The following is a 16,822-nucleotide window of genomic DNA, read 5'->3' as shown; positions in this document are numbered from 1 at the left end:
TGGTGGCCACCCGGTCGGTCGGCTGATCGGCCGGGTGGTTACTGTGCAGTCACTTAGCATGCCGTAAAGGCAATGCGTGATGACCGCACACACCGGAGGCGCCCCATGGCTTCGCCCGACCAGGACCTCGCTCCTGTTCTCGATAAGGACGGCGTACGGCTCACCGTCGACGACGCGCTCGCCACGGTGACGCTGACCAACCCGGCCAAGCGCAACGCCCAGAGCCCCGCACTGTGGCGGGCGTTGGCAGAAGCCGGGCGGTCGCTGCCGGGGTCGGTCCGGGTCGTCGTGCTGCGCGGTGAGGGCCAGTCCTTCTCCGCGGGCCTCGACCGGCAGATGTTCACGCCGGAAGGGATCCCGGGCGAGCCGACCTTCATCGATCTCGCGCGCCGTGACGACGCCGGGCTCGATGCGAGCATCGCCGAATTCCAGGAGGCGTTCACCTGGTGGCGGCAGAGCGACATCGTGTCGATCGCCGCCGTGCAGGGACACGCCATCGGGGCCGGCTTCCAGCTGGCCCTCGCCTGTGACCTGCGCGTCGTCGCGGACGACGTGCAGTTCGCCATGCGCGAGACGAGCCTCGGGCTGGTGCCCGACCTGACCGGCACCCACCCGCTCCTCTCGCTGGTCGGCTACGCCCGCGCGCTGGAGATCTGCGCGACCGGACGGTACGTACTGGCCGAGGAGGCGGTGGCCTCCGGGCTGGCGAGCGTCGCCGTGCCGGTGGGCGAACTCGACGCGGCGGTACGGGACCTGGCCGGGGCGTTGCTGGCTGCGCCGCGGGATGCCGTGGTGGAGACGAAGGCGCTGCTGCAGGGCGCGAGCGGTCGTACGTATGACGAGCAGCGGGCTGCGGAGCGGCAGGCTCAGGCTCGGAGGCTGCGGGACCTTGCGGGGCTCGGCGAGTAACGGTTCGAGTGCGGGCCGGTGGGGGCTGGCCGCGCCCGCGCGGCGGTAGCCGCATATCGAATACAGCCCCGCGCCCCTTTCGGGGCGCTTCAATCGATGCTCGTCACCAGCACAGCCACCGTCGGCCGATCCTCCAGCGCCGCGCCGACCGCCGTACGGACCCGGCGGGCCACCTCCACGGCCCGCGGGCCGTCGGTCAGTGCCACCTCCACCCGCACGTGCCGGCGCGGCAGCGCGGCGCTGAAGTGCACCTCCCGGCTCAGCGCCCCCGTCACCCGCACCACCCCCGGCACCGCCAGCGCCGCCGCCGTCACCCGGGTTCCCTCGGGATCCGTGCCTTCCCGGACCGACGGCGGCCGAGGCGCGCGTACGGCCTCCGCCGCTGCCGGTTGCTCCTCCAGCAGGTCGGTCACCCGCAGGTCCACCTCGGTGACCGCCAGCCCGAGCCGTGTCGTGGCCGCCGCCAGCGCCCGGCGCAGCCTGGACGCCGTCGCCGGCAGCGGCTCGGCGGCCGTCGCCGCGAAGTCCGCCGACAGCCGCAGCGGCCCCGGCGGTACCGCACCGGGCGGTGCCGGTACGGCCGCCTCGGTCACGTCCGCCGGATCCGCAAGGGCGATCCGCACCGCGCCCAGCCGCACCTCCGCCACCTCGGCCGCCGCCCGCCGCAGCACCGCGTCCGCCGCCGCCTCCGCGAGCCACGCCCCGTCCTGCGGGCCGCCCAGCGGAAGCAGCCTGCCGAAGCCCAGGGTGTGCCGCACCATGTCTGTCCGTCGGTCCGCCGTCATTGCTCCAGCCTGCCGCATCTCCGGGGCACGACAGGACATCCGCACGTACCGTGGTCGCAGGACGACGACGGGAAGGGACGCACGTGACCGAGATGGCGGCGGAGCCCGAGAAGGACCCGACGGTACAGACCCGGAAGACCGTCAGGCGCGGCGGCGGCGACCCGGCGACCCGGGGGCGGACGACGATCGCCGACGGAGTCGTGGAGAAGATCGCCGGACTGGCGGCCCGGGACGTGGTCGGTGTGCACGCGATGGGCAGCGGCCTCGCCCGCACCTTCGGCGTCGTCCGGGACCGGGTGCCCGGCGGCTCCAAGTCCGTGAGCCGGGGCGTGAAGGCCGAGGTCGGCGAGGTGCAGACCGCGCTCGACCTGGAGATCGTCGTGGACTACGGCGTGTCGATCGCCGACGTGGCCCGCGCGGTCCGGGAGAACGTGATCGCGGCCGTGGAGCGCATGACCGGACTCGAAGTGGTCGAGGTCAACATCGCGGTGAGTGATGTGAAGCTTCCGGAGGAAGAGGAAGAGGAACCGGAGTCCCGGCTCCAGTGACCGCTGACCGGGACCGCTGAGGGGAGCGCACGATGAGCATGGCCGTCGTCGGCATGATCGCCGGCATGGCACTGGGCTTCGCCGGGTATTTCGGCGGGTTCGGCGCCTTTCTGCTGGTGGCGGCGCTCGGCGCCGTCGGCTTCGTCGTCGGCCGGTTCGCGGAGGGGGACCTGGAACTCGGCGACTTCTTCCGCGCCCGCGACGACCGGCGCGACCGTCGGCGATGAGCCCCGCGAGCGGTGAGACGCGCGGCACGCTGACCGTCGTGGCGCCCGGCGAGCGCGGCGCCCTCAGGGTCGCCGACCGGGTGGTGGCGAAGATCGCCGCACAGGCGGCCCGCGAGGTGCTCGGCCCTCTCCCGAAGGACGCCGTACCCCCGCACGCCACCGTGGTCGCGCACCATGACACGGCCCGCGTCCGGGTCCACCTCGAACTGGACTATCCGTCAGACATCGGCGCCCGGTGCGCGGCCGTGCGTCGACATGTGGTCGAGCGGGTAGGCGCGTTGGTGGACATGGAGGTACCGGAGGTCGCCGTCCACGTCGAACGGCTGCATCCGGCCCAGACCCAGGGGAGGGCGTGATGAGCACCGAGCAGGCACCGGCCATCGAGAAGCCACCGCCACCACCGGCCGCACCCCCGGCCGGCCACGAGCCCCGCTTCTGGTCCCCGCGCCGTGCCCCCGCGGCCCTGGTCGCGGTGGTCGTCCTGGTGACCGCGGCCGCCTTCCTGTACGACATCGCGGCCGTACGGGCCCACCACCCCGCCATGCACTGGCGCCGCGCACTGGCCCGCCGGCTCGCGGAGCAGCCCCTCGACGGCACCTGGGTCCTGGTCGGCGCTGGTGTCGCCGCCGCCCTCGGCCTGTGGCTGCTGGTCCTGGCCGTCACACCCGGCCTGCGGGACCTCCTGCCCATGCGCCGCACCCACCCCGACGTCCGCGCCGGGCTGCGCCGTGACGCGGCCGCCCTGGTGCTGCGCGACCGGGCCATGGAGATCTCGGGCGTGCGCCGGGTGCGGGTGCGGCTGCACCGTTCGCGGGCCCACGTCCTCGCCGTCTCCCACTTCCGCGAACTCGACGAGGTGCGGGGCGACCTGGAGGCGTCCCTGACCGACGCGATCCGCGCCATGGGCCTGGCCCGTCCGCCCACCCTGACCCTGCACGTGATCCGTCCCGGCCGGAAGGGGTGACGCCGTGCTCGCCATCGTCAACCGCGTACTGATCGCCCTCGCGGGCCTCCTGCTCCTCGCCCTCGGCGGCGCGGTCCTGGCCGTCGGCCTCGGCGCCCCGTCCCCGTCCTGGTGGATCCACCACGGCCGCCACGACGTCCTGCTCTCCACGGCCGAGCGCACCCACTGGCGCGACGCGGGCTGGTGGTGGCCGACGGTCTTGGCCGCACTGGCCGTCCTGGTCCTGCTCGCCCTGTGGTGGCTGACCGCGCAACTGCGCCGACGCCGCCTGACCGAGGTCCGGGTGGACACGGGAGACGGCGAGAGCGCGTTGCTGCGCGGCAGGGCCCTGGAGACGGTCCTGGCCACCGACGCGGCCCACCAGGCGGGCGTCTCCCACGCCCAGGCGGTCCTACGGGGCACACGTACGGCACCACAGGTACGGGTGTGGCTCCAACTGGAGCCGGACGTCTCGCCGGCCGAGGCTTTGGACGACCTGACGGCTCGGGCCCTGACACATGCCAGAGACTCGGCGGCCTTGAAGAAACTTCCCGCAGAAGTCCGCCTCACCTCAGTCAAACACCGCGCGGAAAGGGTCACTTGAAAACGCCGTCCACGGAAGCGCCCCTTCAGGGGCGCGGGGAACTGCGCGACAAGCCCCCACCCACCCGCACCCGTAGAACCGACCGTCAGAACCCGTGCCGCATCCCCCCATCCACCGGCACCATGATCCCCGTCAGATAAGACGCGGCCGGCGACATCAGGAACGCCGCCACCCGCCCGAACTCCTCCGGCGCCCCGTACCGCCGCAACGGGATCCGGGACTCGTGCTCGGCCCGCGTCGCCTGCGGGTCCGCGGACATGGTGTCCAGCTCCCGCACCCGGTCCGTGTCGATCCGGGACGGCAGCAACCCCACCACCCGGATCCCGCGCGGCCCCAGCTCGTCCGCCAGCGACTTGGCGAACCCGGCCAGCCCCGGCCGCAGCCCGTTGGAGATCGTCAGCCCGGGAATCGGCTCGTGCACCGACGCGGACAGCACGAACCCGATGACACCGCCGTCCTCCAACTCGGCCGCCGCCGCGCGGGCGAGCCGTACCGCCCCCAGGAACACCGACTCGAACGCGGCCTGCCAGTGCTCGTCCGTGTTGTCGGCGACGAACCCGGCCGGCGGCCCGCCCACGCTCACGAGGATGCCGTCGAACCCGCCGAAACGCTCACGCGCGATCGCGATCAGCCGCTCCGGCGCCGACGGATCCGCGTTGTCGACGGCCGCGCCCACGGCGTTCGGCCCCAGCTCGGCCGCCACGTCGGCGGCCCGCTTCTCGTCCCGTCCGGTCACCACGACCTTCGCCCCGTCGGCGACCAGCTCGCGCGCGGCCGCGTGGCCCAGCCCGCGGGTGGCTCCGGTGACGACGTACACCCGGTCCTTCAGTCCAAGATCCATGGTCCCTATCCTGCCTGCTCGCCGTCGAAGAGGGTGAGGGCGGTGTTCACCAGCCCGATGTGACTGAACGCCTGCGGGAAGTTGCCCAGCTGACGCCCGGTCTCCGGGTCGTACTCCTCGGACAGCAGTCCCACGTCGTTGACGAGGCCCACCAGCCGTTCGAACAGTTCCTTCGCCTCGTCGGTGCGCCCCGTCATGTGCAGTGCGTCGGCGAGCCAGAACGAGCAGGCCAGGAAGGCACCTTCGCCGCCCGGCATCCCGTCGACGCCGATCGCGTCGGTGTCATAGCGGCGCAGGAACCCGCTGTGGCCCAGGTCGTCGCGGATCGCGTCCACCGTGCCGATCACCCGGGGGTCGTCCGGCGGCAGGAAGCCGACGCGCGGGATCAGCAGCAGGGAGGCGTCGAGTTCGTGGGAGCCGTAGTACTGCGTGAAGGTGTTGCGCTTCGGGTCGAACCCCTTCTCGCACACCTCCCGGTGCACCTCGTCGCGCAGCGCGCGCCAGGCCTGCAGATCGCCCTTGAGCTCCGCGTAGTCCTCCATCGTCCGCACCGCACGGTCCGCGGCCACCCACACCAGCACCTTGGAGTGCACGAAGTGGCGGCGGCCGCCGCGGACCTCCCACAGGCCCTCGTCCGGCTGCCGCCAGGCCTTCTCCAGGAACTTCATCAGCGCGCACTGGATGGCCCACATGTGCGGCTTGGTGGGCAGACCGGCGGTGCGGGCCAGCGACAGCGAGTCCATCACCTCGCCGTACACGTCCAGCTGGAGCTGGTCGACGGCGCTGTTGCCGACGCGCACCGGCCTGGAGTCGGCGAAGCCGGGCAGCCAGGGCAGTTCGAACTCGGGCAGCCGGCGCTCGCCCGCGAGGCCGTACATGATCTGCAGGTCCGCCGGGTCGCCGGCGACCGCGCGGACCAGCCAGTCGCGCCAGCGCTCGGCCTCCTTGTGGTAGCCGGCGGCGAGCAGGGCGCCGAGGGTGAGGGTGGAGTCGCGCAGCCAGCAGAAGCGGTAGTCCCAGTTGCGCACCCCGCCCAGCTCCTCGGGCAGCGAGCTGGTGGCCGCGGCGACGATGCCGCCGGTGGGTGCGTAGCTGAGCGCCTTGAGGGTGATCAGGGAGCGCACCACCGTGTCCCGGTGGGGGCCGGCGTAGGTACAACGGGCGGTCCAGCGCCGCCAGTCGGTGACACTGGTGCGCAGCGCCTCGTACGGGTCCACGAGCGGCGGGCGCGGTTCGTGCGAGGGGTGCCAGGTGAGGACGAAAGCGACCCGCTCGCCCTCGACGACGGTGAACTCCGAGTGCGTGCCGAAGTCCTCGCCCCAGGTGCGCACGGACGGATCGCTGCGCAGCCACACCGCGTCGGGGCCGGCGACGGCGACCCGGTGCGTGCCGGAGCGGCGCATCCACGGGATGACCGAGCCGTAGTCGAAACGCAGGCGGAGCGTGCTGTGCACGGTGACGCGGCCGCTGACGCCCTCGACGATGCGTACGACATCGGGCGCCTGGTCGCGCTGGGGCATCAGGTCGGTGACGCGGACCGTGCCCTCGGTGGTCTCCCACTCGGTGTCCAGGACCAGGGTGTCGGACCGGTAGCCGCGCCGGGTGCAGGTCGTGGCGCCGTAGGGGGCGATCCGCCAGTGGCCGTGGTCCTCGTCACCCAGGAGCCTGGCGAAGCAGGCCGCCGAGTCGAAGCGGGGCAGGCACAGCCAGTCGATGGAGCCGTCCCGGCCGACCAGGGCCGCGGTCTGCTCGTCGCCGATGAGTGCGTAGTCCTCGATGCGTCGCTCCACGGGAGCCGGTTTCCCTGCGGGCCGGAGGGCCAATCAGGGGGTGGGCCGGGGGAGTGACGGCAAACGGCTCTCAGACGGCGGCCGGTTCCGCTTCCTCGGCCGTCTCCTGCTCCGCCGCCGCCTCCGCACGCGCGCGTGCCTCACGGCGGACCAGGACGAAGAAGCCGTAGGGGACGCCCGCGGCGAACAGCCACCACTGGATCATGTACGCGTAGTTCAGCGGGGCGTCTTCCTTGCCCGGGTCGGAGATCTGTTCGGGGGTGTCGCCCTTGGGCTCCGGCGCCGTCTGCTCGATGTAGCCGCCGAGCACCTGCTTGCCGAGCCGGCGCGCCTGCTCCTCGCTGTTGATCAGCATGATCTGCCGGTCGGGCAGCCCCTTGAGGTCCTTGATGCCGCTGGCCGCGGTGGTCTCGTCGGGCATCAGCCGGCCCTGGATGGTGACCTTGCCGGCCGGCGGAGCCGGGATCTTCGGGAACGCGGTCTGGCTCGGGCCGTCCGACGGGATCCAGCCCCGGTTGACCAGCAGCACCTTGCCGTCGGCCAGGACGAAGGGGGTGAGGACGTGATAGCCGACCTCGTCGTCGGAGTTGGTACGGCGGCGGACGACGACCTCGTCGGCGGTGTCGAAGGTGCCGGTCGCGGTGACGGTGTGGTACCGCTCCTTGCGGGTCACGGCATGGCCCGGCTCGGTCACCTGCTCGGCGGGCACCGGTTTGGCGCCGAGCGCCTCGGCGACCAGCTGGTTGCGGGCGCTGCGCTCCTCGTACCGGTGCTTCTGCCAGAACCCCAGGCGGATCATCGTGGGGATGAGAAGCAGCGAGATGAGGGTGAGGATCACCCACTGCCGGGTGAACAGGAAGCGGTACACCCCACGACCGTACAACTCGGTCGTGGGGCGCGAACGGGCGGGTACCGGGTCACACGCGGTCGACGATGCCCGCCTTCCCCGCCTCGCGGGCGCAGTGGGCGCCGCAGAACCACTGATTGTCGGCCTCGACACCCTGGCCGATGATCGACACCTTGCAGTGCTCGCAGACGGGGGCCATGCGGTGGATCGCACAGGAGAAGCAGTCGAAGACATGGACCGCGCCCTGCGCGTGCACCTCGAAGGTCATTCCGTAGTCATTGCCGCATACTTCGCATTTCGCCATGCGCCACAGGGTGAGCGGTCGGCCGCGCGGGGGCGAGCGGGCGCCGGGCGAGTCGTACGGCAATCACCCGTCCGTACGGCCCGCGCGGTCAGGTCCCCGCGGCCGGCGCCACGTCCCGCAGCAGCTGCCCGAAGGCCGCCTCGTCGACGACCGGCGTCCCGAACTGACGGGCCTTGAGGACCTTGGACGTGTTCGAGTCGGGGTCGTTGGTGACGAGCAGACTGGTGAGCCGCGAGATGCTCGTGGAGACGTGCAGACCGGCCTCGACGGCCCGGTCCTCCAGCAGCTCCCGGTCGACCGAGGTGTCCCCGGAGAACGCCACCCGCATGCCCTGCATCAGCGGCTTGCCGTCCTCGTAGCGTCCCGGGTTCGGGTGCGGGCACGCCGGCCGCTTGCGGGACGGCCGCCAGCTGGTCGGCCGGTAGCCGCCGCCGTGGCCGCCGCTCGCCTGGGGCCCGATCCGGGGCGTGTCCGACCACTCCGTGAGCGGCCGGCACTCGAGGAGCGGCAGCCGTACGTTGCCCGCCGCCGCGGCCCGCAGACTGGGCCGGAACGCCTCCGCGAGCACGCGCGCGTCGTCCAGCGCGTGGTGCGCCCGCCGCTGTACGACACCGAAGTGCGCGGCCAGGGTCTCCAGTTTGTGGTTGGACAGCGGCAGGGCCAGCTCCTTGGCGAGCGCGATCGTGCACAGCCGCTGCCGCACCGGGGCCTCGCGCTTCGCCCGCGCGTACTCGCGGGCGATCATCTGCCAGTCGAAGACCGCGTTGTGCGCGACCAGCACCCGGCCGTCCAGCCGGGCCGAGAACTCCTCGGCGATGTCGGTGAAGAGCGGCGCGCCTTCCAGCGTCTCGCTCGTCAGGCCGTGGATCCACACGGGACCCGGATCACGCTCGGGGTTGACCAGCGTGTACCAGTGGTCCTCGACCTCGCCGCGCTCGTCCAGCCGGTAGACGGCCGCGCTGATTATCCGGTCGTCCCGGGCCAGTCCGGTGGTCTCCACGTCGACGACGGCGTACCCCTTGGGGTATGCGGCGGGCCACGGGGTGCCGGGGGACACTGTGGTCGTACGGTCTTCGAGCATGGTCATTGAGGATACGGGCCCGCACCGACAACCCTGTCCGTCAGGCCGCCTGCCCCAGCCACCCGTTCGAATGTCCTGATGCCTCGTCCGTCCTGATTGCCCTTCGCGTGGCTATGGACCTTTTCGCCGCCCGGTGCAAGCGTGCACCCCGCCCGGCGCGCAGACGGTCGACGGAAGGGCGGTACGGCGGATGGCACGCGTACGGTACGGCGCTCGGACCGAGGCGGAGATCGCGGCCGCGCGCACCACGAGACTCCCGGACGTCTGGTCCACCGGGGTGGTGGCCGTCTGGGAGACCGACCCGGACGCGGTCGCGGCCGTCCTGCCGCCGCCGCTCAAGCCGACCGGCCGGCCGCTGGCCCGCGTCAGCATCAGCAAGGTCGAACTGCCCGGATACCCGCTCGGCGCGGGCTCGTTCGCGGTCGCCGCCGCGCACGGCACGGTCGAGGGCTGGTACCCGCTGGTCATGCCGATGACCCACGAGCGCGCCCTCACCGGCGGCCGCGAGGTCTTCGGCGAGCCCAAGAAGCTGGGCGAGGTCACCGTCGAGCGCGAGGGTCCCGCCGTCCGCGCGGCCCTCGCCCGCCACGGGGTCGTCTTCGTCGAGGTGCGCGGCACGGTCGACGGCCCGCTGCCGCTGCCCGAGCCCGCCCCGAAGACCGACTTCTACTTCAAGTTCCTGCCGGCGGTGGACGGTTCGGGCTTCGACGGCGACCCGCTGCTGGTGCACTGCGTACGCGAGGAGAGGATCCGCCGGCTGGAGCGCGTCACCGGGGAGGTGATCCTCCGCGAGTCGGCGTACGACCCGGTCGCCGACCTGCCGGTGCTGCGCCTGCTGGACCTCACCCTCGGCGAGAAGACCAGCGACCAGCGCGGCCGGGTCGCCGAACGGGTCGACGCCCAGGCCCTGTTGCCGTACGTCCACCAGCGCTACGACGACCCGCGCCAGATCCACGACGCGCCCCCGGAGGACAACGGCGAAGGGAGCCCGGCCTGATGGAGCTGCACGAGGGACAGGTCGCCGTCGTCACCGGCGCGGCGAGCGGGATCGGGCTCGCGATGGCCCGGCGGTTCGCCGCCGAGGGACTGAAGGTGGTCCTCGCCGACGTCGAGCCGGCCGCCCTGGAGAAGGCCGCCGACGGCCTGCGCGCGGAGGGCGCCGACGTGCACGCGCGCGTGGTCGACGTCGGCGTCCGCGAACAGGTGCTGGAGCTGGCCGAGTCGGCCTACGACACCTACGGCGCGGTGCACGTCCTGTGCAACAACGCCGGGGTCGGCTCGGGCGCCGAGGGCCGGATGTGGGAGCACGAACCGAACGACTGGAAGTGGGCGTTCGAGGTCAATGTGTGGGGCGTCTTCCACGGCGTCCAGGCTTTCCTGCCGAGGATGATCAACTCGGGTCAACCCGGTCATGTGGTCAATACATCCTCCGGTGACGGCGGTATCGCGCCGCTGCCCACCGCTTCCGTGTACGCGGTCACGAAAGCGGCCGTCGTCACGATGACCGAGTCCCTGTACGCCCATCTCAGGGCGGAGCACGCGCGCGTGGGCGCCTCGGTGCTCTTCCCCGGGCCGCACATGCTGCGCACGGGCCTGTGGGAGTCGCACCGCAACCGCCCCGACCGCTATGCCAAGGAACGGCCGCGCAGGACGCCGTACCGCAGTCTCAACCAGTGGGAGGCGGCGATGCGCGAGGCGGGCGAGGAGGTCCGCTTCACGCCCGTCGAGGAGGTCGCCGAGTTCGTCGTGGCGGGCATTCGCGCGGACCGCTTCTGGCTGCTGCCGGAGAGCGGGCACAGCGACGCGCAGATCCGGGCGCGGGCCCGCTCGATGCTGGACCGGACGAACCCGTCGTACCTCGAGAGCTTCATCCTGGACTGACCGGATTGAACGGACTGCACAGGGGGCAGTGGTGACCGCGTCCGACGACCCTTACCTGATCATCTCCTCCGACTGCCACGCCGGGCTGCCCACCGAGGAGTACCGGCCCTATCTGGACGCCCGGTTCCACCGGGACTTCGACGAGTTCCTCGCCGGACGCGACCGCCGCCGGGAGGAGATGACCCGGCTCGGCATCCGCAACGAGGCGTTCGCGGCCAAGTGGTTCCAGGACAACGAGGAGGGGCTGCGCGGCGGCTGGGACAGCGCACAGCGCCTCAAGGAGCTGGACGGCGACGGGGTGGCGGCCGAGGTGGTCTTCCCGGACGCCGACGCGGTCGACAGCCGGACCGCGGCACCCTTCGGGGTCGGCCTCGGCCTGTCCGGGGACCACGACCCGGAGCTGGGCATGGCCGGGGCGCGGGCCCACAACCGCTGGCTGGCCGACTTCGTGTCCGAGCATCCCGAACGGCACTGCGGGGTCGCCCTGTTGCCGGTCACGGCCCCGACGGACCGGGTCGTCGCGGAGGTGTACCGCGCGAAGGAGTCCGGTCTCGGCGCCCTGATGATCCCCGCCATGTGGGTCGACAAGGAGCCGTATCACGACCGCCGTTACGACCCCGTCTGGGCGGCCGCCGCCGAGTGCGGCATGCCCGTCCTCACCCACTCCGGCGCGGCCCCGCGCGACGAGTACGGCGACCATCTCGGCATCTACGTCAGCGAGGTGACGTGGTGGCCGGCCCGCCCGCTGTGGTTCCTGCTCTGGTCCGGCGTCTTCGAACGCCATCCCGGACTGCGCTTCGGCATCGCCGAGTCGGGCTGCTGGTGGCTGCCGAACCTGCTGTGGTTCATGGACCGCCTCTACCTCGGCGCGCACGGCGGCAAGAAACTCTCCCCCTTCGAGGAGATGAGACGCCCGCCGCACGAGTACCTGGACCGGCAGATCTTCGTGTGCGCCACCAACACCAAACGCCGGGAACTCGCCCAGCGCTACGAGATCGGCGTCGACAACATCCTCTGGGGCAGCGACTTCCCGCACCCCGAGGGCACCTGGCCCGACACGCGCGCGTGGCTGCGCCGCACCTTCCACGACATCCCGGTGACCGAGACCCGCCGGATGCTCGGCCTGGCGGCGGCCGAGGTCTTCGGCTTCGACGTGGACCGCCTGACCCCGCTGGCCCGCCGCATCGGCCCCACCCCGTCCGACCTCGGCCAGCCGGCCGACCAGAGGGCCGTGCGGGCCTCCTGGGCCCGCTCGCGCGAGGTGGGCCGCCACTGGCTGACGGACAACGACTTCCCGGTGCTGGGAGCGGATCGATGAACGGACAGGACCGCTACACGGTGATCTCGGCCGACTGCCACGCGGGGGCGGACCTCCTCGACTACCGCCCCTACCTGGAGAAGCGCTTCCACGACGACTTCGACGTGTGGGCGGCGACGTACGTCAACCCGTACGAGGACCTGCTCGCCGACTCGGCGGACCGGAACTGGAACTCCGCGCGGCGGCTCGCGGAGCTGGAGGAGGACGGGATCGTCGCGGAGGTGATCTTCCCGAACACCATCCCGCCGTTCTTCCCGTCCGGCTCGCTCATGGCACCCGCGCCGACGGCGGCGGAGTTCGAACGGCGCTGGGCGGGCCTGCGCGCCCACAACCGCTGGCTGGCCGACTTCTGCGCCGCCGCACCGGGCCGCCGGGCGGGCGTCTTCCAGATCCTCCTCAACGACGTCGAGGAGGCCGTGACCGAGATCCGCCGGGCGGCCGGGGCAGGCCTGAAAGGCGGCCTGATGCTCCCGGGCACCCCACCCGGCTCGGGCCTTCCCGAACTCCACGCGCGCGTGTACGACCCGATCTGGGCCGTCTGCGCGGAACTCGGCGTCCCCGTCAACCACCACGCGGGCTCGGCCTCCCCGCCGCTCGGCGACGAACCGGCCGCCCGCGCGGTCTTCATGGTCGAGACGACCTGGTTCTCGCACCGCGCGCTGTGGCACCTGGTCTTCGGCGGCGCCTTCCGCCGCCACCCGGACCTGAGACTGGTCCTGACCGAACAGGGCTCCGGCTGGATCCCCGGGGTCCTGGCCATGCTGGACTACTACCACGGCCGCATGCTCGCGGCAGCGACGAGGGCGACGACGGCGGAGTCGAAGTTCGGAGCCGGCCTGGCGGAGGCGATGGGCGAACCGCCGTCCTCGGTCTGGCACGACAACTGCTTCGTCGGCGCCAGCTTCATGCGCCCCCACGAGGTACCGCTGCGCGACCGCATCGGCCTCGACAAGATCATGTGGGGCAGCGACTACCCGCACGACGAGGGGACGTACCCCTACACCCGTGAGGGCCTGCGCTTCGCCTTCGCCGGCGTCCCGCGCGACGAACTGGCGGCGATGCTCGGCGGCAACGCGGCCCGCGTGTACGGCTTCGACCTGGACCTCCTGGACCCGATCGCGGCGAAGGTGGGACCGACGGTCGCGGAGATCGCCGAGCCGCTGCCGGAGCCGCCGGCCGACGCGACGAGCCCGGTGTTCGCGCGAGGGGCTTCCGTACGGGTCTGGTGACGTGGGCACGGGGCCGGACGACGTCGGTGCTGCGGGTACCGGCCCCGGGGTGCGATCCTCCCTGCTGTGACGGAACCTACGCACGACAACGAGGCCCACGGGGGAGCGCTCGGCTCCCGGCTGAACTGGCTGCGGGCGGCCGTACTGGGCGCCAACGACGGCATCGTGTCGACGGCGGGCATCGTCGTCGGCGTCGCGGGCGCCACGGCCGACCGCAACGCCCTGCTGACGGCGGGCCTGGCCGGCCTGCTCGCCGGATCCATGTCGATGGCGGCGGGGGAGTACGTCTCGGTGTCCACCCAGCGCGACTCCGAACTCGCCGCACTGGCGCAGGAGAAGCGGGAGCTGAAGGAGCAGCCCGAGGCGGAGCTGGAGGAACTGACCGAACTGCTGGAGGGCCGCGGCCTGTCCCGGGAGGTGGCCCGCGAGGCGGCGGTCCAGCTGACGGAGCGCGACGCCCTGAAGGCCCACGCGAGCGTGGAACTGGGCATCGACCCCGACGAGCTGACCAACCCCTGGAACGCGGCCCTCGCCAGCTTCCTGGCCTTCACGGTGGGGGCGCTGCTCCCGCTGCTCGCGATCGTCCTGCCGCCTTCCGGCTGGCGACTCCCGGTGACGGTGGGCTCGGTGCTGGCGGCGCTGGTCCTGACCGGCTGGACCAGCGCACGCCTGGGAGCCGCCGCGGTGGCTCCCGCGGTGCTGCGCAACGTCCTGGGCGGGGCGCTGGCCATGGGGGTCACCTATGCGGCGGGGAGCCTGCTGGGGGCGGTGGGGGTCTAGCGACCGTCCGCCCGTTGGCGGAGACCGCCAACAAGCAAGCGCATACCGCCGGAAATACTTGTGGGTAACAACGTCTAGCCGCAGCCGACCAGCGGTTCTACGGTGCCTCCATGCCGAACCTGCCCGATGTCGTGCTGTGGTCGATACCCGCCTTCGTGCTGCTCACCGTGATCGAGGTGATCAGCTACCGCATCCATCCCGACGACGATGCCGCCGGGTACCAGGCCAAGGACGCGGCCACGAGCATCGGCATGGGGCTCGGGTCGCTCGTCTTCGACTTCATATGGAAGATCCCGATCGTCGCGATCTACACGGCGGTCTACGAACTGACCCCGCTGCGCGTTCCCGTCCTGTGGTGGACGGTCCCGCTGATGCTGCTCGCGCAGGACTTCTTCTACTACTGGTCCCACCGCGGCCACCACGTCATCCGCATCCTGTGGGCCTGCCACGTCGTCCACCACTCCAGCAAGAACTTCAACCTGTCCACCGCGCTGCGCCAGCCCTGGACCTCGCTGACCGTCTGGCCGTTCTACGTCCCGCTCGTGGCCGTGGGAGTGCACCCCGCCGCGCTCGCCTTCTGCTCCTCCGCGAACCTCGTCTACCAGTTCTGGATCCACACCGAACGCATCGACAAGATGCCCCGGTGGTTCGAGTTCGTGTTCAACACGCCGTCCCACCACCGCGTGCACCACGCCTCCCAGGGTGGCTACCTGGACCGCAACTTCGGCGGGATCCTGATCATCTGGGACCGGCTGTTCGGGTCCTGGGTGCCGGAGACCGAGCGGCCCGTGTACGGGTTGACCAAGAACATCAACACGTTCAACCCCGTCAAGGTGGCCACCCACGAGTACGTCGCCATCGCCAAGGACATCAGGGCCGCACACAGCTGGCGGGAGCGGGCCGGGCGGGTGTTCCGGGGACCGGGATGGGCGCCGGCGCCCGCCGTGGAGCAGGCCGAGGAGTCCGTGGCCGCGTGAGAGCGTCCCGGGAGCTGCTCGCCGCCTTCGCCCTCGCCGTCGTCCTCGACCTCGGCTGCCTGGCCGCCGGCTTCCACACCGGACACGCCGTCGCCAAGGTGCTCCTGATGCCCCTGCTCGCCGCGTCGGCGGCCCGCGCGGGGGCCCCGCGGCTCCTCGTCGCCGCCCTGCTGTGCGGCTGGGGCGGCGACGTCCTGCTCCTCTCCGACGCCGGCCCCGCCTTCATGGCGGGCATGGCCTCCTTCGCCGCCGGGCACGTCTGCTATCTCCTCCTCTTCCGCCGCGTCCGCCGTGCGGGCCCGCCACGCGCGCGTGCGCGCCTCCTCGCCCTCGCCTACGCGGCCGCCCTCGTCACCCTGGTCGTCCTGCTGTGGCCGGACCTGCCCGCCGGCCTGCGCGTCCCCGTGGCCGGCTACAGCACCCTGCTCACCGCCATGGCGTACACCGCCGCCACCCGGCTCGGCCCGGCCGCCGGGCTCGGCGGCGCGCTCTTCATGCTCTCCGACACGCTGATCGCGACCGGCGTCGCCGACTGGCCGCAGCCGCCGCGACCCGACTTCTGGATCATGCTCACCTACGCCGCGGCACAGTTCCTGCTGGTCCGGGGCACCCTCGACGCGCGGCCCGCCCCGGCCACGGCGTACCGTGAAGTGCGCTCGACCACCCCCTGAGCGCACTCACGACACCGCACGAGAAGGACCCTCGCCATGCGCGCCACCACCATTCACGCCCCGTTCGACATGCGCGTGGAGGACGTGCCCGAGCCCATGGTGCAGCTGCCCACCGACGCCGTCGTACGGGTGCTGCGCGCCTGCATCTGCGGCAGCGACCTGTGGGCGTACCGGGGCGAGGCGGCCCGGCAGCCGGGGCAGCGCATCGGGCACGAGTTCCTCGGTGTGGTCGAGGAGACCGGCTCCGAGGTGGGCACCGTGCGGCGCGGCGACCTCGTGGTGGCGCCGTTCATGTGGTCCGACGGCGTCTGCGACTACTGCCGCGAGGGCCTGACCACGAGCTGCGAGCACGGCGGCTTCTGGGGCTCCGTGGGGTACGACGGCGGCCAGGGCGAGGCCGTGCGCGTCCCGTTCGCCGACGGCACCCTGGTCCGGCTGCCCAAGGACGCCGCCTCCGACGACCACCTGCTGTCCGCCTTGCTGACCCTGTCCGACGTGCTCGGCACCGGCCACCACGCGGCCCTCGGCGCGGGTGCCCGGCCCGGTGCCACGGTCGCCGTCGTCGGGGACGGCGCGGTCGGCCTGTGCGCCGTGCTGGCCGCCAAGCGGCTGGGCGCCGAGCGGATCATCGCGCTGGGCCGGCACGAGGTCCGCACCGACATCGCGCGCCGCTTCGGCGCCACCGACGTGGTCGCCGAACGCGGGGACGCGGCCGTGGCCGCCGTCCGCGAACTCACCCGGGGCCAGGGCGCGCACGCCGTCGTGGAGGCCGTGGGCACCGAGCAGTCCATGCGGACGGCCGTCGAGATCACCCGCGACGGCGGCGCCATCGGCTTCGTCGGCGTCCCGCACGGCAGCGGCACCGGCCTGGACCTCGCTGTCATGTTCGACCGGAACATCGCCCTGCGCGGCGGTGTCGCCCCGGTCCGCGCCTACATCCCCGACCTGCTGCCCGACGTCCTGGACGGCACCATCGACCCGTCCCCGGTCTTCGACCTGACCGTCGGCATCGAGGGCGTGCCCGACGGCTACAAGGCGATGGACGAGCGCACCGCCCTGAAGGTGCTCGTCACGAACGGCTGACTCA

Annotated in this window: 20 protein-coding genes; 14 read left to right on the top strand and 6 right to left on the bottom strand. The window is 72.4% G+C overall.

Annotated elements, in window-relative coordinates; all coding sequences use genetic code 11:
• The first annotated feature begins 105 nt into the window (after positions 1-105).
• On the top strand, positions 106-909 hold the full coding sequence (locus tag ACWGKQ_RS41485) for an enoyl-CoA hydratase/isomerase family protein (RefSeq protein WP_453297217.1): 804 nt from the start codon (positions 106-108) through the stop codon (positions 907-909).
• 89 nt (positions 910-998) lie between these two features.
• Here the strand turns inward: ACWGKQ_RS41485 and ACWGKQ_RS41480 are convergent, their stop codons facing one another.
• A complete protein-coding gene (locus ACWGKQ_RS41480) occupies positions 999-1,694 on the bottom strand; it encodes a nucleopolyhedrovirus P10 family protein (protein WP_453297216.1) in 696 nt (231 codons plus the stop codon).
• Between the two features lie 92 nt (positions 1,695-1,786).
• Between ACWGKQ_RS41480 and ACWGKQ_RS41475 the strand changes: the two genes are divergently transcribed.
• The 5 genes from ACWGKQ_RS41475 to amaP are packed head-to-tail and all read left to right on the top strand — an operon-like array spanning position 1,787 to position 4,016.
• Entirely contained in the window at positions 1,787-2,242 is a 456-nt protein-coding gene (locus tag ACWGKQ_RS41475) for an Asp23/Gls24 family envelope stress response protein (protein WP_453297226.1), read from the top strand.
• Between the two features lie 32 nt (positions 2,243-2,274).
• Complete coding sequence (locus ACWGKQ_RS41470; protein WP_453297215.1) at positions 2,275-2,469, top strand: hypothetical protein; 195 nt, start codon at positions 2,275-2,277, stop codon at positions 2,467-2,469.
• Positions 2,466-2,825, top strand: a complete 360-nt coding sequence (locus ACWGKQ_RS41465) for an Asp23/Gls24 family envelope stress response protein (protein WP_453297214.1) — start codon at positions 2,466-2,468, stop codon at positions 2,823-2,825. Before ACWGKQ_RS41470 ends, ACWGKQ_RS41465 begins: the two co-directional genes overlap by 4 nt.
• On the top strand, positions 2,825-3,433 hold the full coding sequence (locus ACWGKQ_RS41460; RefSeq protein ID WP_453297213.1) for a DUF6286 domain-containing protein: 609 nt from the start codon (positions 2,825-2,827) through the stop codon (positions 3,431-3,433). The genes ACWGKQ_RS41465 and ACWGKQ_RS41460 overlap by 1 nt, the downstream gene beginning before the upstream one ends.
• 4 nt (positions 3,434-3,437) lie before the next feature.
• Positions 3,438-4,016 carry an alkaline shock response membrane anchor protein AmaP gene (gene amaP, locus ACWGKQ_RS41455; RefSeq protein WP_453297212.1) on the top strand — a complete coding sequence of 193 codons (579 nt, stop codon included), beginning with the start codon at positions 3,438-3,440 and terminating at the stop codon, positions 4,014-4,016.
• An 85-nt stretch (positions 4,017-4,101) separates the two neighbouring features.
• Here the strand turns inward: amaP and ACWGKQ_RS41450 are convergent, their stop codons facing one another.
• From ACWGKQ_RS41450 to ACWGKQ_RS41430, 5 genes are all read right to left on the bottom strand, one after another.
• Positions 4,102-4,857 carry an SDR family oxidoreductase gene (locus ACWGKQ_RS41450; RefSeq protein WP_453297211.1) on the bottom strand — a complete coding sequence of 252 codons (756 nt, stop codon included), beginning with the start codon at positions 4,855-4,857 and terminating at the stop codon, positions 4,102-4,104.
• Positions 4,858-4,862: 5 nt separating this feature from the next.
• A complete protein-coding gene (locus ACWGKQ_RS41445; protein ID WP_453297210.1) occupies positions 4,863-6,647 on the bottom strand; it encodes a glycoside hydrolase family 15 protein in 1,785 nt (594 codons plus the stop codon).
• 70 nt (positions 6,648-6,717) lie between these two features.
• The gene (locus tag ACWGKQ_RS41440) at positions 6,718-7,515 is read right to left on the bottom strand and encodes an SURF1 family cytochrome oxidase biogenesis protein (RefSeq protein WP_453297209.1); all 798 of its coding nucleotides are present in this window, start codon (positions 7,513-7,515) and stop codon (positions 6,718-6,720) included.
• 49 nt (positions 7,516-7,564) lie between these two features.
• Positions 7,565-7,798: a hypothetical protein gene (locus ACWGKQ_RS41435; RefSeq protein ID WP_093508408.1), complete on the bottom strand. Its 234-nt coding sequence runs from the start codon at positions 7,796-7,798 to the stop codon at positions 7,565-7,567.
• 88 nt (positions 7,799-7,886) lie between these two features.
• Positions 7,887-8,879, bottom strand: a complete 993-nt coding sequence (locus ACWGKQ_RS41430; RefSeq protein ID WP_453297208.1) for a DEDDh family exonuclease — start codon at positions 8,877-8,879, stop codon at positions 7,887-7,889.
• Between the two features lie 190 nt (positions 8,880-9,069).
• Between ACWGKQ_RS41430 and ACWGKQ_RS41425 the strand changes: the two genes are divergently transcribed.
• The 8 genes from ACWGKQ_RS41425 to ACWGKQ_RS41390 all read left to right on the top strand — a co-directional run bounded on the left by ACWGKQ_RS41425 (position 9,070) and on the right by ACWGKQ_RS41390 (position 16,818).
• Positions 9,070-9,876, top strand: coding sequence for an acetoacetate decarboxylase family protein (locus tag ACWGKQ_RS41425; RefSeq protein ID WP_453297207.1), 807 nt, complete (start codon positions 9,070-9,072; stop codon positions 9,874-9,876).
• Positions 9,876-10,760 (top strand): SDR family NAD(P)-dependent oxidoreductase, encoded by an 885-nt coding sequence (locus tag ACWGKQ_RS41420; RefSeq protein WP_453297206.1) that lies wholly within the window; start codon positions 9,876-9,878, stop codon positions 10,758-10,760. The genes ACWGKQ_RS41425 and ACWGKQ_RS41420 overlap by 1 nt, the downstream gene beginning before the upstream one ends.
• Positions 10,761-10,791: 31 nt before the next feature.
• Entirely contained in the window at positions 10,792-12,078 is a 1,287-nt protein-coding gene (locus ACWGKQ_RS41415) for an amidohydrolase family protein (protein ID WP_453297205.1), read from the top strand.
• Entirely contained in the window at positions 12,075-13,307 is a 1,233-nt protein-coding gene (locus ACWGKQ_RS41410) for an amidohydrolase family protein (RefSeq protein ID WP_453297204.1), read from the top strand. The genes ACWGKQ_RS41415 and ACWGKQ_RS41410 overlap by 4 nt, the downstream gene beginning before the upstream one ends.
• 66 nt (positions 13,308-13,373) lie before the next feature.
• On the top strand, positions 13,374-14,087 hold the full coding sequence (locus tag ACWGKQ_RS41405) for a VIT1/CCC1 transporter family protein (protein ID WP_453297203.1): 714 nt from the start codon (positions 13,374-13,376) through the stop codon (positions 14,085-14,087).
• 110 nt (positions 14,088-14,197) lie between these two features.
• Positions 14,198-15,064 carry a sterol desaturase family protein gene (locus tag ACWGKQ_RS41400; protein WP_453297202.1) on the top strand — a complete coding sequence of 289 codons (867 nt, stop codon included), beginning with the start codon at positions 14,198-14,200 and terminating at the stop codon, positions 15,062-15,064.
• Positions 15,013-15,735 (top strand): lysoplasmalogenase, encoded by a 723-nt coding sequence (locus tag ACWGKQ_RS41395; RefSeq protein WP_453297201.1) that lies wholly within the window; start codon positions 15,013-15,015, stop codon positions 15,733-15,735. Before ACWGKQ_RS41400 ends, ACWGKQ_RS41395 begins: the two co-directional genes overlap by 52 nt.
• Positions 15,736-15,771: 36 nt before the next feature.
• Positions 15,772-16,818 carry a zinc-dependent alcohol dehydrogenase family protein gene (locus ACWGKQ_RS41390; protein WP_453297200.1) on the top strand — a complete coding sequence of 349 codons (1,047 nt, stop codon included), beginning with the start codon at positions 15,772-15,774 and terminating at the stop codon, positions 16,816-16,818.
• Positions 16,819-16,822 lie beyond the last annotated feature (4 nt).

This window comes from Streptomyces sp. NPDC054770, from assembly GCF_053611985.1.
Note: the sequence above shows the minus strand (reverse complement) of the source record. Positions and strands in the feature narration are given on the sequence as shown.